General features: G+C 48.7%; 12 protein-coding genes and 1 tRNA gene. 3 read left to right on the top strand and 10 right to left on the bottom strand.

The annotated features are described in order from the left end of the window. Positions 1-121: 121 nt before the first annotated feature. The 8 genes from AJE_RS10510 to AJE_RS10475 all read right to left on the bottom strand — a co-directional run bounded on the left by AJE_RS10510 (position 122) and on the right by AJE_RS10475 (position 11,666). Positions 122-997 (bottom strand): hypothetical protein, encoded by an 876-nt coding sequence (locus AJE_RS10510; protein ID WP_008950822.1) that lies wholly within the window; start codon positions 995-997, stop codon positions 122-124. Beyond that, a complete protein-coding gene (locus tag AJE_RS17985; RefSeq protein WP_008950821.1) occupies positions 997-2,757 on the bottom strand; it encodes a DUF3696 domain-containing protein in 1,761 nt (586 codons plus the stop codon). Before AJE_RS17985 ends, AJE_RS10510 begins: the two co-directional genes overlap by 1 nt. A gap of 9 nt (positions 2,758-2,766) precedes the next feature. Beyond that, complete coding sequence (locus tag AJE_RS10500; RefSeq protein ID WP_008950820.1) at positions 2,767-3,477, bottom strand: HNH endonuclease signature motif containing protein; 711 nt, start codon at positions 3,475-3,477, stop codon at positions 2,767-2,769. Between the two features lie 19 nt (positions 3,478-3,496). After that, entirely contained in the window at positions 3,497-4,633 is a 1,137-nt protein-coding gene (locus AJE_RS18550; RefSeq protein ID WP_008950819.1) for a restriction endonuclease subunit S, read from the bottom strand. Further along, positions 4,630-6,219, bottom strand: coding sequence for a type I restriction-modification system subunit M (locus AJE_RS10490; protein WP_008950818.1), 1,590 nt, complete (start codon positions 6,217-6,219; stop codon positions 4,630-4,632). Before AJE_RS10490 ends, AJE_RS18550 begins: the two co-directional genes overlap by 4 nt. 84 nt (positions 6,220-6,303) lie before the next feature. Next, positions 6,304-9,726, bottom strand: coding sequence for a DEAD/DEAH box helicase family protein (locus AJE_RS10485; RefSeq protein ID WP_008950817.1), 3,423 nt, complete (start codon positions 9,724-9,726; stop codon positions 6,304-6,306). 70 nt (positions 9,727-9,796) lie between these two features. Further along, positions 9,797-11,254, bottom strand: a complete 1,458-nt coding sequence (locus AJE_RS10480) for a sigma-54 interaction domain-containing protein (protein ID WP_008950816.1) — start codon at positions 11,252-11,254, stop codon at positions 9,797-9,799. A 335-nt stretch (positions 11,255-11,589) separates the two neighbouring features. Next, positions 11,590-11,666 (bottom strand) — tRNA-Arg (locus AJE_RS10475). A gap of 148 nt (positions 11,667-11,814) precedes the next feature. Between AJE_RS10475 and AJE_RS10470 the strand changes: the two genes are divergently transcribed. Both AJE_RS10470 and AJE_RS10465 read left to right on the top strand, forming a co-directional pair. Further along, entirely contained in the window at positions 11,815-13,725 is a 1,911-nt protein-coding gene (locus AJE_RS10470; RefSeq protein ID WP_008950815.1) for an ATP-binding protein, read from the top strand. Between the two features lie 175 nt (positions 13,726-13,900). After that, positions 13,901-16,069 carry a M3 family metallopeptidase gene (locus AJE_RS10465; protein ID WP_008950814.1) on the top strand — a complete coding sequence of 723 codons (2,169 nt, stop codon included), beginning with the start codon at positions 13,901-13,903 and terminating at the stop codon, positions 16,067-16,069. A gap of 92 nt (positions 16,070-16,161) precedes the next feature. On the opposite strand, the gene pmbA is transcribed toward AJE_RS10465, so the two are convergent. Next, complete coding sequence (gene pmbA, locus AJE_RS10460; RefSeq protein WP_008950813.1) at positions 16,162-17,502, bottom strand: metalloprotease PmbA; 1,341 nt, start codon at positions 17,500-17,502, stop codon at positions 16,162-16,164. 118 nt (positions 17,503-17,620) lie between these two features. Here pmbA and yjgA point away from each other — a divergent pair, with 118 nt between their 5' ends. Next, positions 17,621-18,157, top strand: a complete 537-nt coding sequence (gene yjgA / locus AJE_RS10455; protein WP_008609552.1) for a ribosome biogenesis factor YjgA — start codon at positions 17,621-17,623, stop codon at positions 18,155-18,157. A gap of 65 nt (positions 18,158-18,222) precedes the next feature. Here yjgA and AJE_RS10450 read toward each other — a convergent pair whose 3' ends face one another. Beyond that, positions 18,223-19,224 carry a branched-chain amino acid aminotransferase gene (locus AJE_RS10450; RefSeq protein ID WP_272941539.1) on the bottom strand — a complete coding sequence of 334 codons (1,002 nt, stop codon included), beginning with the start codon at positions 19,222-19,224 and terminating at the stop codon, positions 18,223-18,225. Positions 19,225-19,265: the final 41 nt, after the last annotated feature.

Raw genomic sequence — 19,265 nt, 5'->3', positions numbered from 1 at the left:
AGGGTGGAGATACAATACGTTCCATACGTTGTCCTCAATGCCTTACCTGGGTTATTGCCGCAAAGCAGTTCTCGATATGCCATCAAGCCAAAGACAAATTCATCAGAGTGAAAATTTTTAGTTAGTTCAGCGCGAGCGATAATGCCCGCCCATCATCGATAATTTGTTTTAGCCAAACAGCGGCCTCCTGACTCTCTTCCTTGCTACACAGATGAAAACTTAACTTATCTGCCTGGGCGCCAAGTTCAGGACCAACATCAAAACCCTGTCCAGATTTAATCGCACCAAACTCGGTAAAAATATATCTGTCGTGAAAAAACTTTGAGGGTACGACGATCAGATGAAACTTTGGGATAAAACTAAAACTTGCGCCGTATTCTCGCTTGAACACAGCTTCGGGGTTAGCTGTATTAACACTGGTCGCCAGTGTTATATTTACGGTATGTTGATGAGCCTGCAGAAAGCGAAATATCTCCTTTAATACCGGGTTAGCCGCCAGACTGAAATATTGGTCGATAATTACCAGATTCCCCCCCCACCTCAGGAGCGAACTTAAAGCCTCGACGATAGTTTCAGCTGTTTTTTTGACTCTGACTGTAGGTGGAGTGGTCCAGCTGTGGTCACCTGCGATGATGTCTTCAAAACTCAATGCGTTTTCTACGCGCTCCGATATCACAGAATTGAATGGTCTAACTGCCCGCTGATACTCCAACCAATTTAGCCAACTATCAGCACTAATATGTGAGCGGTAGCATGGCATAATGATTTTATCCTGCGCTTTATCCTGACGCAGTTTGTTAAGGAAGTTTGTAATCGATTTTTTCTTGACGGGCTCAATATGTTCTGACGCTTTAGCCGCTTGATAGGCTTCGCTTAACCAATCTTTTAGCGGTGCAACGACATACCTGCCCGCTTCAAACCCAAATGCTGTTTTAAGCAGGCCATAATAATGATAATGACTCAGACAGTTCGGATCTAACGAAACTTCCTTGTACATCAGAATAGCTCCTCATCACGCTCATCAAAGAAACCATCAGGCCAATCATGCTCGAAATCACCATCATCGGTAATCTCAAGTTTTTTGGTAATGACTCCTTCGCCGGTCGACTGCAAATAAATTATGGAAATTTCGTTGGGATTAATTGGATCATATTTGGCTTCAGAATCTTTATGGCTTTCTCTAATCCGTCTGAGAATCCTTAAAATAATATGCTCGCTATGTGTTTCAATAAGAAAGGATTTATCATTACAGCTTTCTAGCAATAAATCTCCTAATACCACTTGCACTCTAGGGTGAATATGCAATTCTGGTTGCTCACAAGCGATTATTCCTTTTCTTTCATCTTGCGACGCTACAATCAATGGTAATAATTGTGAAATGCCTACGCCGATATCAGATGTTGTTACCGGAATTTGATTGCGAATATCCCAAAGAGAAACGAAAGAGGTCTTATCTATCTCATTACCGACATAGAAACTCGAGTATATATCGTTGTTTTTCCTTAACTCCTCGAGATACTCCATCGAGACAGGCACCTGTTCAGACTCAGGGTTCACATCTAAGTTTTCTTTAGATAAGCTGGCCATCAACTGACCTTGGACCGCGTCATTGATTGCCATCACATCTTCAGTACGCTCAAAATTTAGCGACGCCTTAATAAAACGAGTTTCTGAATCTCGTGTTACATAAACAAGTTGATAACCCAGATTGAGTTTATCTTCGTCTGCTAACCATTCATTAATTTTAGCATCGCGCATTAAATAAGGCGTACTTAGCGCATCCCAACAGGCTTTTCCATCATACCAATCGCCTTGCCGAGGGTATTGGCTTGGCTGATAGGTTGAATCGGGAATACACCGCAGCGGGCCAATACACAGACTGTCATTCAGGATAGCCAATAAATTATCTAAGGGAGATACCAATACTTCACTGAGCGCTTCATTGATAATCGCTGCGACAACAGAATCTTCGTGGCTGATGGTTGTTTCAAGTAGTTTATTCGGTTTAGGCAGGGCTCCAGAAATCGCTTTAAAACCAACCATCTTGTGATGTTTCAGATCAGCATGCAGCTGACTCTTTAAGCCGTTCTCACTAAACCTCTCTGAGCTATTACTTAAAGCCATGTTTGGCTGATACCAGCCAGACCAAATAGTTTCTTCGCTATCTGCCAGCATGGTTTCTAACCATGTATCGTGGTCAGAGGGGAGTAAAAGTACATGCGACAAATTTAACCGAGTGATTAAAGGGTTTTTTAAACCTTCATCACAAGAGGTCTCACAGATAAACTCATTATTTAGCCAGACACTAAGCTTTTGCACATAGGCCGTTTTCTGCAGCTTTGACCAGGCAATTACAAATTCTAAACCTACCTGCTCGGTTGCAACTGCTTGATCTTGTAATAATAGAGATACGTCATGCAGCGTGCTGGATTCCGTTAAAAGATCCAGCGATTTAGCGTATGTACTGCCAATTGCACCTTGCTTATCATAATCAATACGGATCACGATACTTTTCGACAAATCGCGACCATTTACTAAATTTTTGAAGCCTCCTACCAGCTTATTGCCAAGCGCCTCAAGTCTTTGCGGATTACATTGCCCCTTCTCAATAATTTGCTGCAGGTAAAACAGCGCCATTAAAACCGAACTTTTACCGACTGAGTTAGGGCCAAATAACAATGTTATTGGAGCAAACGTTATCGTCTGCTCCTGCTTAAACGAACGGAAGTTGGTAAGTGTTAATTTGGTAATTCTCATTAGATATCCTTAGCTCCCATAAACCGCTTCTAACCGGCTTAAAAGTGACGCCATTACACGGGTTTCTACTTCAACATTCATTCTGCTTGCTACCAGAGTTTGCAAGGTTATGGCGGCTTCGATGTATTGTTTTTGCTCGTCAAAGCTAAAACGAGGCCAGTTGTTGGCGTGCTTTTTACCATTATGCGCTTTTAGTAGTAGCTGCAAATTATCAGGGTGGTGTTTGCCCGGTGTTTTGGCATTTAACAGCGCTGTTGCGTGGTCTACCTCGAAATCCAACCCAAAGTAGGCTTTAAGCTGGCGACTGATGGCTTCAAACTCGTCAATCCGGTATTGCTCAGCCACGCTTAGTTGTTCACTATCGCGCTTTATTATGTCGATACGGCGAAGTGGTGCTAAGTCTTCTTCAACCTCTTCCGCCTCATGTTGCTGCTGCTCTGTAGGCGTTAAAAAACGCACCTTTTTTGGCCGCTCGCTGGCATCAACTTCAATCTGGCTGCCAAAGCCACCGCTGGAAATACGCGAGCTTAGCCTAGCGGCAATTTCCCGAAGGCCTGTGGTGTCGTTTTTCTGTTTAGCCGCTTGCGCGTTGGCAGTAGCCAGTAAATCGGGAAATAGCTCCGCGACCTTTAGCGCCCAATCGGATACGGTTAGCCAATCTGCAGCGGCACTTAAAGCATAAAGGTATTTGTCGTTTATGGTGGTAAGTTCGTTATTCATAACATCCTTGTTATTCAAGTTATAACTGGCCGGAAAATGCTTTTTGGCTTAAACAACTAAAGAAACTATCATTATTTTTTAGTACTTCATTGCTCCGCTCCGCCATATCTAAAACATGACGGAATTTCTGTGAAAACTCCTGTTGCAACTGAAGAGGTGGCACAAAGATCTGATGTTTTTTTAACTCTACAGTAGATAATCTAGGCATTTTGGCCCCAGCCACTTTAGTATTTGCCCAACTTACAAATGCATTGCTTCTCAAATATGTCGCTAAAAATTCTCTAGTTATTTTTTTGGGTGACGGCAAAAGAGTAAGCAATTCAGATGTAGCCATTCCCTCGCTGTTAGGTATTACAACTTTATTTAGATATGGACGTAATTTTGAATAAAGAACATGCGTCTCATTAAAATGATTAGTGGAGCTACCAACTTCCGCATAAGGCACAATCAATTTGTGAATAATTTTCCCCGATTGTGCTTCAATTGCATCGAGATTGATTAGCCAAACATTCTCATGTTCTGCAACTTTCTTTTTTAATGGTAATACAGGCGCTACTCTATCTAAAGATTGGCGATCCCAACCCTTCGGATTCGTCACCGGATCACCAAACATCTCCAAAAACACAGCGCGAAGGAAGTCATCGGCGAGTTGAATGGCTTGCTGGCGTTTGCGGCGGATGGCGTCGGCTTTGTCCAGTATCGCGGCAATGCGTTTTTGCTCGGCTACGGGTGGGAGTATCATTGGATAAGCTTTTAAAGCATCCATATCAACACCACTTTGACCGGCCGTCCGTTGAGACAAGCCATCAATTAACCTGAATAGTTTTTCCTGCTTCAAAAAGTAATAAAGGTAATCCTTATCAACCAGCTCGCTAGGCTGAGCTTTCATTAAGGCCACGTTATATGCGCCTTCAAGCCCCCTTAAAATCTGGAAAACCGGTGGGCCGTACCGACCAATCATCACATCATCTTTTGAGCAAAACTTCTTAGTAGACTTAGCTGGTATATAAGTTAAATTATCATCAGATTTGTAGTCCCTAATCTGAAGTAGTCTTACATATCCATCCTGAGCTTCGTATTTGAATTCAGATTTCGGCGGTTGCGAGCCACCAATAAATGAAACTACTGAACCAAGTTCAACTACTGGCCAACTCACAGCATGGCCTCCAGTGCTTTTAAATCCGCCAGAATATCGTTTTCCAGCGCAACCAACTTATTTAGGATCACTTTCGGATCGTCATACTGCTGTTCGGCATACACTACTTGCTTGTAGCGGTTAATGGATAAGTCGTACTTATTAGCGGCTATTTCCGCTTTGCTTACCCAAAAGGCTTTTTGCGTACGATCGTTTTGCTCGGTATCGGCAATGGCTTTATCCCGCGTTTTATACCCGGCTACCAATGCTGGCAAGTCATTATCTTTTATTGGTGTGCGCTTATCGTCCAGGCTAAAGCCGTCGGCTTGTACATCGTAAAACCACACATGATCGGTACTGCCACCTTTGGTGAAAATTAAAATGGCGGTAGATACCCCGGCATAAGGTTTAAATACGCCGCTTGGCAGGGAGATAACCGCTTCTAACTGATTTTGTTCTACCAGCAACTGGCGCAGTTGCTGGTGGGCGTTGGATGAGCCAAACAGTACGCCGTCGGGCACGATGGTGGCGCTTTGGCCGCCAATTTTCAGCATGTTTTCAATAAGGGCGACGAATAACAGCTCAGTCTTTTTGGTTTTAACCTTACGTAAAATATCCGGGCAAACGTCTTCTTCGTCCAGGCTGCCTTTAAATGGCGGGTTGGCGAGAATAATGTCAAACCCCGCTTTAGCCTCACGCGGGAAACGCTCTTTAAAGCTTTGGCTTAGCGTGTCCTGATAATGAATATCCGGCTGTTTAATGCCATGCATTACCAGGTTCATGGCCGCAACACGTAGCATGGTGGCGTCAAAGTCAAAGCCGTGAAACATATCGCTATCGATATGGGCGCGCTGCTCTGGCGTGATTAAATCACCCGAGTACAGCGTATTTACCTGCTGCCTGCCATTGGCATCCAGCAGCGGCTTGCCCTGCTCGTCGAATAACGGCTCTTGCTCTACGCCGTCTTTCGAGGTGTATTTTTCCAGTAAATACTCGTAGCTGCTGACTAAAAAGCCGCCGGTGCCGGTGGACGGGTCACAAATGCGGCTGTTAATTCCAGGGTCGAGCATTTCAACCATAGCGCGGATAATATGCCGCGGCGTACGGAACTGGCCGTTAATACCAGCAGTGGTTAACTTGCTTAGCAGGTACTCGTATAAATCGCCCTTGGTGTCGCTGTTTTCCAGCGGTAAGTCGTTGACCATTTCAACGGCTTTCACCAGCAACGACTGCTTTTGGATCATCAGCTGGGCGTCTTTCATAAACTCAGCAAACAGCGAGCCTTCATTGCCGTCTTTTACCGACTGGGCCGAGCTTTCAGCGAAAAACGGAAACAGCTCATCTTTAACCAGTTTGTAGAGTTTATCTGCGCCTAAATGACGAAAATGCTGCCAGCGCAGGTGTTGCTGGTTGTCGTTAAAGCGGCGGTGAAACGCCTTGCCGCTTCGCGAAGCGAGCTTTTCATCTTTTTGCTCGTTCATATCCAGCATACGGGCATACATTAAAAAGGTAATTTGCTCGATAACCGTCAGCGGGTTGGTAATACCGCCGGTCCAGAATTCTTCCCACAGTTTGTCTATTTTGCTTTTTAGCTGGCCTGTAATCATTTGGTTTCCTGTACCACTTTATTCAGTTTTGAATTTTTAGTGTTGAATCTTTAGTGTTGAATGTTGAGCGCTTAGTGTTTAGTGCTAAAGGCTGAGTGTTTTTTCAATACGCGGTGTTTTACTGCCCAGCGGTACGTCGAACTGACGAATAAACTGCTGGATCACATCGGCCTGTTGCTGGCTGAACACCCCGTCCAGCCCCATGTCGTGAATGCTGGTAAAGGGCGCATCGTACAGTTGTTCAATGGCAATTGCACCGTAGCGAATTAAATGGTTTTTCAGCATGCCGATAAAACGCTGCTGTTTAGCATTCATATGGGTGTGGGTTTGCTGCACAAAGTCGGTAAAGGCGCGCTCTATCGCCTCTTTATCCATACCCACTATGGTGCGCAGTATTTTATCTAAGCTTACGGTCGACTCGGGGAAAAACTCTTTTAGCGTATTTAAATCGACATTCGGGTTTTGCGTATGCACTAACGCATTCAGCCTGGCTAAATCGGCTTCGCTTACCTGCTCACCGGCGCGGATTTTTTGCAATACCGCATCGGTGTCAAACAGCGGCGCTAAAGTTTTTTCTACTTCCTGGCGGTAAATCTGATAATCCACCGACACGATATTGGCGGCGCGTTCGGTTACCTTGTATTCGGCCGTATCTTCTTTTACATCCAGCACCAGCTCGTGTGTTGGCGTAACAATGGCTTTATCACGCAGATGAATAATGCCACGCAATGCTTTACGGCTTTGCTCCAGTGCATTAAAGCTAAGGTTTTGCCAATAGCTGTCTTGCTGAATTGCTGCAATGGCGCTGGCTTTAGCGCGCACTTCGTTTAAATGCATTTGCAGGCTGGTAATTTTACCCAGCAACGCCTGGCGGGCGATATCAATTTGACTGGGGTCGGTAAACAGCAGAATTTGCAGGTTGGCCATTTCGGTATCAAAGCGGTAGGCCTCGCTTTGCCCCATAATATTGCGCCACTGCATTAAGGGCGCAATGCTTTGCCAAAGTAGGTCTTTTGTTGCCGGGGCAAATTGGTTTAGCCGCTTTTCGTCTTTACAGGTTTCAACGTCTTGCCAGTTATCGCGCACGGCAATGGTATTCATATCCAGCGCGGCAATGTCGGCGTGAATAAGCTTAATCACTGCATCAAAGGTTGCCAGATCTGCCTTCTTAAGCGCGGTTTCAGCCAAGGTTAACCGCGCTTCAAACAGCTTTTGCATCAGCGATTTGCTTTGTTTTACGTCTTCCGGCTCTGGGTCGAGGTCGAAGTACTCGAAGTTTTCCCAGTGGTCGAAAATTAAAAAGTGCGTTTTATCGTTGCCCGGGCCATACAAATTAGGGCAAAGCCGAGTGCCGCGACCAATCATCTGCCAAAACTTTACTTTGGATTTTATTGGTTTAGCGAATACCAGGTTAACCACTTCGGGCACATCGATACCGGTATCGAGCATATCGACCGAAATAGCAATGCGCACAGACTTTTCATCGCTGGCTTTAAACTGATCGATAAGCTCTTCGGCACGCTCGTATTTAGAGTGAATCACCCGGCAAAAATCCGGATGTAACTGCGGGTACATTTCACCAAATAAAGTAGCCAACAGCTCGGCGTGTTTAATATTGCGTGCGAACACAATCGACTTGCCCGGCAGCTGGCCGTCAACATCACGCAGGCCTTTTTCCATTAAGTTACGCAAGATCACCCGGTTGGTATCTTTGTTTTTCACCGCTTCGTCTATTTGCGCGGCGTCAAAGTCCAGCTCGTTCGGATCGATACCCTGCTCTTCCAGCTGGGCAATTTGCTCATCGCTCAGGTTGTCTTTTTTAATGCCGTCGCGCATAAACTGGGTGGTAAAGCTGACAATTTTGTACGGCACCAGGTTACGGTCTTCTATCGCCTGCTCCAGCGGGTAATTGGCGGTAGGCAGTTTATAGTCACAACCAAACAGCTCGCAGGTAGAGCGAGATACCATTTCAACCGGGGTGGCGGTTAACCCCACTTCCAAGGCATCAAAATACTTAAAAATATCGCCGTAAATGTTGTAGATAGAGCGGTGCGATTCATCGGCCACAATCAGGTCAAAATAACCAACATCGTATTGCTGAAAAATACTCATCATGCCAGGGTAAGTGGCAATAAATACCCGTGCACTGGCAGCAGCGTCTTTTTTACTTTTACCCACTACGTACAACGGCTCTTTGGTGTGTTCGTTAAAGGCATTGGCAGCTTGCTTACGCAGCTCTTTACGATCACACAAAAACAGTACACGCTTGGCCCAACCGGCATCGAGCAGACGTTTGGCCAGCGCTATCGACACCCGGGTTTTACCGGTGCCGGTGGCTTGCACCACCAGGGCTTTGCGGTGCTTGTCGCTAAAGCGCTCACACACCCGGCTGATGCTTTCAATCTGATAAACACGCCCTGCCACCTTGGTGTCGATCGGGGTTTGATTGAGGTTTTTCTTTAAGCTGCGCTGCTTAATTAAGTATTGCAGGCTGTCTTTACTGTAATAGCCATATACCTTGCGACTGTTATAGCCCTGGGCATCGTCCAGCAGGCGGATATCGTAACCGTTGGTATAAAAGATCACCGGGCGGCGGCCATAGCGCTTTTCCAGCGCATTGGCATATAAAATGGCCTGTTGGCGGCCCTTTTCTACCGACTCACGGGTGCGCTTGGCTTCAATAACCGCCAATGGCAGTTCGTCATCATCAAACAGCACATAATCGGCGTAGCCTTTACCTGTTGCAGTGGGCTGGCCATCGACTTCAAACTCTTTGCGCACTTGCTCGGTAGAGCTATCATCTAATGACACATTCCAACCGGCTGCACGTAAATCCATATCAATAATGCGGGCGCGGGTTTGCGCCTCGTTGAAATTGATGCCCGACATGCTGGCAAAGCCAGCTTTGGCTTTGGCGACTGCGCCTTCATCGATGGCTTTTTTCAGGTTGGCCGCTTCTTGCTGGGATTTCAACTGGGCCGCTTCAGCGGCTTTAAGCTCATCCAGTGCCTGCTTTAACCGCGCTTCGTGCTCGGCCAGTTTGGCTTGCAGCTGCTTGTTCTCACGAGCGAACTGCGCATCGGTTTGCTCTGCCAGTTTAGTGCAATCAGGCGCGACAAATTCAGGCAGGTTTTTCGCATCACCACCACAGTACGCTACATAGAAGTAGCCACTAACAAAATAGCACTCCTGTAATATCCACACTGCTTCTTGCTGGCTGACTTTACCCTCGTGCGCCGCGCGGTTACCGCTTTTACGAATAGCATGCAGTTTGTCGATAATTTGGCTGGGAACTACAGAGGTAAAGCTGTCGGCATTAAGCTTGTCGACAATGCTGGCGTTGGGATACACCGGCAATTGTAGTTTGGCGTAAATCACACCGACAATTTTTTCCATCAGGCAGCGCATTTTTACCAGCGCACTTTGCGGGTCGCTACAGGCGTAATCCTGGGCAAAGGCCGCTAGCTGGTATAGCTCGGGTAGCGCTTCAAGATGTTTAAAACTCATTGCGTGCTTCATTCCAATTAATTCCTAATATCCCTGTATCGCAAATTTGGTGCCAGTTCGTTGCTGACTGCTATTTTTCGATTTCTATGCCTAAGCGGTTCATCCAATTAGTCAGCGTTTGATGATCTTTTAATCCTAACATTTGAGTAGCATGCTTTTTCACATTGCCGCTGGCTTTCAATGCCGCTTCGATATACTTTTTTTGAATATTATCAGTTATTTGATATAAATCGACTTTATCATGATATGCCAATGTAACATGCTCATCGACTGAGGTTTTTGCCACCGACAACATTACATCTGCCAACTCTGCTGCTCCAATTTCAGCTTTATCGGACCACAAAAAAGCGCGATTAAGTGTACTCCAAAGCTCACGGATGTTACCTGGCCAGGGTTGTTTAGAAATAAAATTAATTCCTTCTTCGGAAATTTTTTTACTTATATAGCCAGGTTGTTTTACACCTGCGTTATTAATTTGCTGCGTGAGTTGCTGCACAATAAGCGGCAAATCTGCAATTCTCTGTTTTAGAGACGGCAGCGTTATAATGCCAACAGCGAGGCGATAAAACAAATCTTCCCTGAAAGTGCCATCAGCCACCATCTGTTGCAGATTCTTATGAGTTGCGGCAACCACTCTTACATCAACAGTTTTGGTTTCAGTATCACCTAGTGGTGTTATTTCGCCTTGCTGCAATGCCCGTAGCAGCTTCACCTGAATATCAGGGCTTAGTTCACCAATCTCGTCGAGAAATAAAGTACCGCCATCAGCTTGTTCAAATAACCCGGGATAGTCCTGGTTGGCGCCGGTAAAGGCACCTTTTCTGTGACCAAATAAAATGGATTCAACCAATGTTGGTGCAAGTGCGCCACAGTTAACGGTTTTAAGGGGTTTGCTGGCTCTGAAGCTAGCTTTATGAATGGCTTTGGCCATCTCCTCCTTACCGGTACCTGTTTCACCTAAAATAAGGGCCGGAACTTCAGAGGCGGCTAACCGCTTTGCTCTGCTAACAACCGCTTGCATGTTATCTGAGACGCAGGTTATTGCAGAAAATGCCGCATCAAGCTTGGGTGCAGAAGTGGCTTTTGAGGCGATATGCCGTGCTGCGGATTTTGTATACTCCAGGCTGAAGTCTAACGGTATATCAACGTTTAGCGGTTCATTCTTAGGTGTAACCTGCATAAAGCGAACATTGGGTTTACCCTTACCAATTAGCACAGACAAGGTTGTCATAGCTGGTGTGCCGGAAGTTAGGTTAACTAACAGCGTTTCCGCTTCTTCAGATAGTTTTCCAATCCACTTCTCGGTTTCTTTGGCAATTGAGTGATAGTCAATTGGGCTGTCAATATGCGCCCGCTTTACCACAACATCTGCTTCTTGCCGACGAGCATGAGCCAGCTTCTTTTTAATAAACTGCTCGAAACGCCCCCACACCTCTTCACGGTGATTCGATAAGATCACGATTTTATCGAACTGAAAATCAGACTTCGCCGCAATAGCTGAAATAGCCGCATGCTGGTCCAACTCCATATTGTCGATGTCTTTAGTACCAAGCCAGGTTAACAAAGTGTTCAAAGCAGCGATCTCGTATCAAGTGAAATACTGTAAGCAATATTACCTGAAATAAACTTTTTTACACTGCTTGATTTGGATGAGTTTTAGACTGTCAGCTGATTTTACAGTCATATTCATTGAGTCAGAAAAAAGTCTTTTATTGAAAATGATGACTTGTGTCAGTTTTAAGGCAGAGGTCAAAAAAGCATAATTTTCTGGGGATGATTAATAGCGTTTGTCACGATTACGTCACGGATTTGTCACGGGGCACAAAAAAACCACTTAGCTTTCGCGTAAGTGGTTGATTTGATTGGCGCACCCGAGAGGATTCGAACCTCTGACCTCTGCCTCCGGAGGGCAGCGCTCTATCCAGCTGAGCTACGGGTGCATCCAGAGCGCGCATTATAGACAGCCTTGCGGCGTAAGTCTATTGTATCTGTGTTGCTTTTTTAGGCGAACAGACGCCCTGGCATTTCAATATGGGTGCAACTGCCTATAATCTGTACTTTGCTACTGCGGTCAGGACATGCCGGCTTATGAAAACCCCACTGCCCCCTCTGAATACCTGGCAACGCTTGCTGTTGATGCTACTGGCACTGGCCATGATTGCCGGTGTCGAGCTGTTACTGCGTAATGAACAGGCGCGGCTCAGTGCCCTGAGTCAACAACAACAATTGGCGGCAGCGGATCAGGTGCGAACCCGGCTGGAAAAAGAACTGAATATCCCGTTGTACCTAACGGCCAGTTTAGCCAGTTACCTCACGGCCAAGTCCGGACAGTTAGAAGCACAGGAGTTAGATATCCTGCTGGCGGGTCTGGTTAGGCAATCTTCTTATATCCGCAATATCGGTATCGCTCCCGGCAACCGCATTCAGCATGTCTATCCGCTGGCCGGCAATGAGCAGGCCATTAATCTGTATTACCCCGACTTACCGCTGCAATGGCCGGCGATCGCCAGTATGATTAGTAGCCGCCGGGCGCTATTGAGCGGCCCTTTGGATCTGGTACAGGGTGGCCGTGGCTTTATCTATCGCTATCCACTGTATCTGGAAGATGGTAGCTACTGGGGCATTATCAGCACAGTGATTGATTTGGCACCAGTTTGGCAGCTTTTGACCAACAGTGCCAAAGAGTTAGGCATAGAGGTTGCGCTACGCGGCCTGACGACAGAAGGCGAAGTAACACCAGCTTTCTTTGGCGAGCAGCAACTGTTTAACCCACGTAGTTTGCAGTTAAATGTGGCGATCCGCGGGGCTGAGTGGCAAATGGCGGTAAAAGAAGCCCCGGTTACCGGTAGTCGCCTGACGTTGCTGCGGCTTGGCTTATATACCACTGCGCTCTGTATTTTGTATCTGCTCAGCCGCTTGCTGGCCGCAGTATACCGTTTACGGCACAGCCGTGATGCGCTGACCGAGAGCGAGCAGCGGCTACGCAGCATTTATGACAATGTACTGGATGGCATTATCACTGTCGATCGCAGTGGCCGGATCCAAACCGCTAATAGCGCCTGCAGCCGGATCTTTGGCTACACAGCCGACGCCTTGCTGGGGCAGAAATGGACCTTTTTACTCGCCAATACCCAGCAAGTTGAACAGCAAATTGAACAACAGATGCAGCAGGCAAACCCGGAGCAGCAACAACTGGAATGCCAGGGTTTGCGGGCCGATGGCCAAAGCTTCGAGTTGCTGTTGTTTCATACCCCGATGCCACAAGCACACTATTATAAACTGCTGGTGCTGCGGGATATTACCGAGCGCAAACGCATCGAGCAGCTGCAGAATGACTTTGTTGCCACTGTCAGTCATGAGCTACGCACGCCACTGACTTCAATTAATGGCGCCCTCAGCCTGGCGGTAGGTGGCGCTTTGGGCCCGTTATCGACGCAGCAGCAAAAAATGCTGGAGATTGCGCAAAACAATTGCCGGCAATTGCATCAGTTAGTTAACGACTTGCTGGATTTTGAAAAACTCAGTAGCGGTAATATGCCGTTAAAAATACTGCCCTTTGACCTGTTACCGCTACTGCAGCAACTGAGCCAGCAGCTGGCAAGCAGTCAGCAGCGGCAATTCGAACTCACAGCCGATGCCAAGAGTTATCTGGTGCTGGGCGATGAAAACCGGGTACGCCAGGTATGCCTAAACCTGCTCTCCAACGCCCTGAAATTCGCTGAGCCGGATACACCTATAACCCTGCAACTGCTAACGCATACACAACAGGTGGAACTGCAGGTGGATGATATCGGCAAAGGGGTGCCAGCAGCCTTTGAACCGATGCTGTTTCAGCGCTTTGCCCAGGCCGACAGTGCCAGTAGCCGTGCCCAGAGCGGCACCGGCTTAGGGCTGGCAATTAGCAAGCAGCTGATCGACAAAATGCATGGCGACATTGGCTATCAACGCCTGGCCAACGGCAGCCGCTTTTTTATCCGTTTGCCGCTGGCAAACAGCTAAAACCGGCATTTTCGGGCTAAAAATTTGCACTGCCGGGGCTTTTGTCTTAATTTGTTGGCACTTGGTTGCAAACTGCCGTGCCAGCCGCGGTTTTTACGGCATACTGCAGCATTGTAACCCGCCGCCCTGCGGTACCGAAAACAATAACTAGCCGAACTATCCACGGAGATAAGAAATGCGTAAAACCCTGCTTGCTACTGCCATTGGTGCAGTGCTGTCGCTCAGCGCCTGCTCTGACAATACAGCCCCCACTCAACAAGCTAATCAGGCTGCCGCGCCAGCCGTTGCCGAGGTAACAGTGTCTAACCCTTTCTTCAAAAAAAGCACCTTACCTTTTGAAGCACCAAATTTCGCTGAAATTAAAGATGAGCACTTCCTGCCAGCCTTTGAAGAAGGTATGAAGCAGCATATGGCTGAAATTGAAGCCATTGCCAATAACCCGGAAGCCGCCACCTTTGAAAATACTTTTGTGGCGATGGAAAAAAGCGGTGAGCTATTAACCCGCGTATCACGGGTGTTCTATAACCTGACTGGTACCGACAGCAACGAAGAGCGCCGCAAAATTCAAAGCGAGCTGGCGCCGCGTATGGCGGCTCACTCAGATAATATCAACCTGAACCCAGCGTTATTCGCCCGTATCGAAAGCGTGTATAACGCCCGTAACGATCTGGGCCTGGATGCTGAATCCAAACGTCTGGTTGAAGTGTACTACGAGCGTTTCGTGCGTTCTGGTGCCAAGCTGAGCGAAGAGCAAAAAACCGCTATTCGCGCCCTGAACGAAGAACACTCTACCCTGACCAACAAGTTTGGCCAGAACCTGCTGGCGGAAACCCGCAACATCGCCGTGATCGTCGATACTGTTGAAGAGCTGGATGGTTTATCACAGGCACAAATTACTGCTGCGGCCAATGCAGCCAAAGAGCGCGGGCATGACGGTAAGTTTTTACTGAACATCACCAATACCACGCGCCAGCCAATTTTAACCTCGCTGAATAACCGCGAACTGCGCCAGCGCGTATGGGAAGCGTCAGCAAACCGCGCCCAGTCAGGTGAAAATGACAACACGGCTATCGTTGCCCGCTTAGCCCAGCTGCGTGCTGAGCGCGCCAAGTTGTTAGGTTATGACAACTGGGCAGCTTACACCCTGGAAACAAATATGGCACAAACCCCGCAAGCGGTTTATGACATGTTAGGTTCTATGGTACCGGCTGTGGTCGCCAATACCCAGCAAGAGCAAGCCGCGATTCAGGCGATGATCCGCGAAAAAGGCGGTGATTTTGAAGTGCAGCCGTGGGACTGGGAATACTACGCCGAGTTTGTGCGTCAGGCGAAATATGATCTGGACGAAAACGAAGTGAAAAAATACTTCGAATTTAACCGCGTATTAAAAGATGGTGCTTTCTACTACCTGAACCGTTTCTACGGTGTGCGCTTTGAGCCACGTCCGGATCTGCCGGTTTATCACCCGGATGTGGAAGTGTATGAGGTGTTTGACGCTGACGGCACCAGTATTGCCCTGTTCTATGCTGACTACTTTGCCCGCGAAGGCAAACGTGGCGGTGCCTGGATGAGTTCTTTCGTTGGTCAATCACACCTGACAGGTCAGAAGCCGGTTGTGGTCAACGTGATGAATATCCCGAAAGCACCAGCTGGTGAACCCACACTGATCAGCTATGACCACACTACCACCATTTTCCACGAACTGGGCCATGGTGTGCATGGTATCTTCTCTAACGTGAAGTACCCAACGCTGGCAATGACCGCCGTATCACGCGATTTCGTTGAATTCCCGTCAACCTTCGAAGAAGATTGGGCGCAACATCCGGAAATTCTGGCTAACTATGCCAAGCACTACCAGACTGGCGAAGCCATTCCGGCCGATCTGCTGGATAAAGTTATGCGGTCACGCAGCTTTAACCAGGGTTTCGATACACTGGAATATATCTCTGCGGCCCTGCTGGATATGGACTGGCATACGCTGAGCGCCGATGCCCCGCTGCAGGATCCAAAAGCCTTTGAAGCGGCCTCGCTGAAAAAGCATGGTGTGGATCTGAACGCAGTACCACCGCGCTATAAAACTAACTTCTTCTCACACTCTATGGGTGGCGGCTACTCAGCCGGTTACTATGCCTATATGTGGAGTGAGATCCTGGCCGCTGACGCCTTTGCCCATGTGCAGAAAAATGGCGGTCTGACCCGTGAGAACGGTGATCACTACCGCAAGAACATTCTGGCGGTGGGTAACTCACGGCCAACTATGGAGTCTTACAAAGCCTTCCGTGGTCAGGAACCTACTACTGATGCGCTGTTAATCCGTCGCGGCCTGAAAACCAAGATTGATTAATACTCTGCCTGAACCGCAGCACTGTGCTGCGGTTTAACAGCAATAAAAAAAGCCTCATGCGAGGCTTTTTTTATTGGCTTTAAGCTTAGCCGTTAATCTCCGGCCAGCTGCATCTGACTGACCAGCACTGAGCCGGTGTGCACGCCACCACGGCGATCCACGTCGTTACCTACCGCCACGATATTCATAAAAATATCCTTCAGGTTACCGGCAATGGTCACTTCGGCCACCGGGAACTGGATTTCACCATGTTCAACCCAGAAGCCACTGGCACCCCGCGAGTAATCTCCGGTCACGGTATTCACGCCCTGCCCCATCAGCTCGGTTACCAGCAGGCCTTTACCCATTTGCCGGCACAGGGCCAACAGATCCTCGTTACCATGTTGCACCAGCCAGTTGTGAATACCACCGGCATGGCCGGTACTGGCCATGCCCAGTTTGCGCGCCGAATAACTGGTGGTCAGATAGGTGGTCAATACGCCCTGCTCAATTACCGCCAGATCGCGGGTTTTTACCCCCTCGCTGTCAAAGGGGCTTGAGGCCAGCGCCTGGTTTAAATGTGGTTTTTCCAGAATCGTCAGACCCGGCGCCATAATTTGCTGGCCCACTTTGTCCAGTAAAAAACTGGACTTGCGGTAAATACTGCCGCCACTGATCGCCGATACCAGGTGACCAAACAACGAGCTGGCTATATCGGCGCGGAACAATACCGGTACTTTCTGGGTTGGGACTTTCCGCGGTTGCAGCCTGGCGACGGTTTCCCGTGCTGCTTCACGGCCCACCTGACGTGGGTCCAGCAAATCGGCATAACGACGGGCCACGGTATAGCTGTAGTCGCGCTGCATATCGTCGCCGGCTTCGCCAATTACCACACAACTAAAGCTGTGGCGGGAGCTGGGATAGCCCACCAGCTGGCCATGACTGTTACCATACACCTTCAGGCCCTGATGGGTTGAAAACGAGGCGCCTTCTGAGTTAGTGATCCGGCTATCTTCGGCAAAGGCCGCTTCTTCTGCCGCTGCACACAGCACTATGGCCTGTTCGGTGCTGATGCTATCCGGGTAATATAGATCCAGTTCCGGCGGGTTAAATTCCAGCCAGCTGGCTTCTGCCACGCCGGCATGCGGATCTTCAGAGGTATAGCGGGCAATATCAGCCGCCGCTTCTACAGTGCGTTTTAATGCCTGCGGGCTTAGATCCGCAGTAGAGGCCGAGCCTTTACGCTGCCCGAAATATAAACTGATGCCCAGGCCACCGTCCTGATTAAATTCAACGGTCTCCACCTCACCATGGCGGGTTTCGACACTCAGGCCCCGGGTGCGGCTCATTGAGGCTTCAGCACTGCTGGCACCCAGTTTTTTCGCATGCGCCAGCACCTGGCTAACGGCTTCTTTTACTTCGGCGATTTCTTGCTGAATAGCGGTTTGCTGCATCTTATTCGAACCTTCTCACGTTATCTGCCTAGCTTACCATAGTCCGCTGAGGGCTGCTGCCCATGTCTGCTGCTTTAGTGATATACTAGTTGTAGACAAGTGATATAGAAGCCACAGCATGACAGATACAGAATTTAAATACGGTGACAGCAAATGGCTGGAACAACCGGAGCATATCAGTAAAAGCCAGGTTAAGCGCGAGATGCACGCGCTGCAGGCCTTAGGCGCTGAGCTGGTGGCATTAAGCCCGGCGGCCCGCGCCAAGCTCCCGCTGGATGAAGAATTAAAAGACGCACTGGAGTTGGCCGATAAGCTGGCGAATAAACGCGAAGCCTTACGCCGGCATATGCAGTTTATTGGCCGTCTGATGCGTGAGCGTGAAGATGAACTGGAGCCGATTGAACAGGCACTGGCGATTATCCGCAACACCAACCAGGCAGCAACGCGGCAGTTTCATAAGGTCGAAACCTGGCGCGATCGTCTGCTGGCCGAAGCCGATGCTGTAACCGACTTTATTGCCGAATATCCGGATGTTGACGTACAGCAGCTGCGCCAGCTAATCCGCAATAGCAAAAAAGAGCAGGAAAAGCAGCAGCCGCCTAAGTCCTATCGCGAGTTGTTTCAACTGATTAAACCACTGATTATTCAGGACTAGCCTGATTTTCTGAGGGTACAGAAGCAATAAGGCCGCAATCGCGGCCTTATTGCTTGAACGCATTTTTAGCAGACTTTGGTTAACCAGCCGTGCGTATCGGCAGCCTTGCCCCACTGAATATCGTTCAGAGCCTGACGTAAACTGGCGGTGGTGGTACCGGCCACGCCACCACCCACGGCATACTCCTGGCCATTATGAATTAAGGTGCCGACCGGCGTTAATACTGCCGCCGTGCCGGATAATGCCGCTTCGGCGCCCGGCTTCACGGCACGCTCTAACAGCTCATCGACCGTCAGTTCGCGCTCAGAGACCTTCATACCCCGATCACGCGCCAGCGTCAGGATCGAATCGCGGGTGACGCCGTGCAGGAAACTGGCATCCAGCGCCTTGGTAATAATTTCGTTGCCATCGATCAGCAGGAAGTTGGCCGCACCGGTTTCCTGCACGTCGCCATTCGGGCAGAACAGCACCTGATCGGCCTGTACTGCAGCGCGCGCCTTCATAATCGGCTGCAGCGCACTGGCGTAGTTACCGCCACTCTTCACCATCCCCATATGGGGCGCGCAACGGGCATTGTCTTCCAGCAATAAGCGCAGTGGCTTAGCGCCACCGGCAAAGTAGTCGCCAACCGGCGATAACAGTACATACAGCAGCGAACTCAGGCTGGGCGCCGCTGCCTTGCCAATAGAGGCTTCGGTACCGATATGGGTTGGCCGGATATACATAGAGCCAGGTGGATTAGGTACGTCAGCGGCATAGCGTTTAACAATATCCAGGATCATCTGCCGCAGCATAGCAGCATCAACCTTTGGCAGCGCCAGCAGTTCACTGCTTTGCTGCAAGCGGGCGACGTTTTTGTCCATCCGGAAAATATGGATGCTGCCATCGCTATGGCGAAAGGCTTTCAAGCCTTCAAAACAGGTACTGGCATAATGCAGCACATGGGCACCGGGGTGCAGGCTGATACTGTTTACCGGCACCAGTGCCGGCTCACTCCACTGATTATTACTATATTCCGCTAACATCATTTCAGCGGTAAACACGGTTCCGAATGCTGCCATTTTGATTTCCTGCTGTAGAGTAACAGGCCGGTTGCGCACCAGCCCTT

It is taken from the genome of Alishewanella jeotgali KCTC 22429, from assembly GCF_000245735.1.
Lineage (GTDB): Bacteria > Pseudomonadota > Gammaproteobacteria > Enterobacterales > Alteromonadaceae > Alishewanella > Alishewanella jeotgali.
The sequence above is the reverse complement of the archived record's forward strand: the minus strand, read 5'-3'. Positions and strand labels throughout refer to the sequence as shown.

What these genes read in the sequence shown, in the direction of transcription:
- AJE_RS10510 (WP_008950822.1), bottom strand. Translation starts at nt 997, where the DNA reads ATGTACAAGGAAGTTTCGTTAGATCCGAACTGTCTGAGTCATTATCAT.
- AJE_RS17985 (WP_008950821.1), bottom strand. Translation starts at nt 2,757, where the DNA reads ATGAGAATTACCAAATTAACACTTACCAACTTCCGTTCGTTTAAGCAG.
- AJE_RS10500 (WP_008950820.1), bottom strand. Translation starts at nt 3,477, where the DNA reads ATGAATAACGAACTTACCACCATAAACGACAAATACCTTTATGCTTTA.
- AJE_RS10490 (WP_008950818.1), bottom strand. Translation starts at nt 6,219, where the DNA reads ATGATTACAGGCCAGCTAAAAAGCAAAATAGACAAACTGTGGGAAGAA.
- AJE_RS10485 (WP_008950817.1), bottom strand. Translation starts at nt 9,726, where the DNA reads ATGAGTTTTAAACATCTTGAAGCGCTACCCGAGCTATACCAGCTAGCG.
- AJE_RS10480 (WP_008950816.1), bottom strand. Translation starts at nt 11,254, where the DNA reads ATGGAGTTGGACCAGCATGCGGCTATTTCAGCTATTGCGGCGAAGTCT.
- AJE_RS10470 (WP_008950815.1), top strand. Translation starts at nt 11,815, where the DNA reads ATGAAAACCCCACTGCCCCCTCTGAATACCTGGCAACGCTTGCTGTTG.
- AJE_RS10465 (WP_008950814.1), top strand. Translation starts at nt 13,901, where the DNA reads ATGCGTAAAACCCTGCTTGCTACTGCCATTGGTGCAGTGCTGTCGCTC.
- pmbA (WP_008950813.1), bottom strand. Translation starts at nt 17,502, where the DNA reads ATGCAGCAAACCGCTATTCAGCAAGAAATCGCCGAAGTAAAAGAAGCC.
- yjgA (WP_008609552.1), top strand. Translation starts at nt 17,621, where the DNA reads ATGACAGATACAGAATTTAAATACGGTGACAGCAAATGGCTGGAACAA.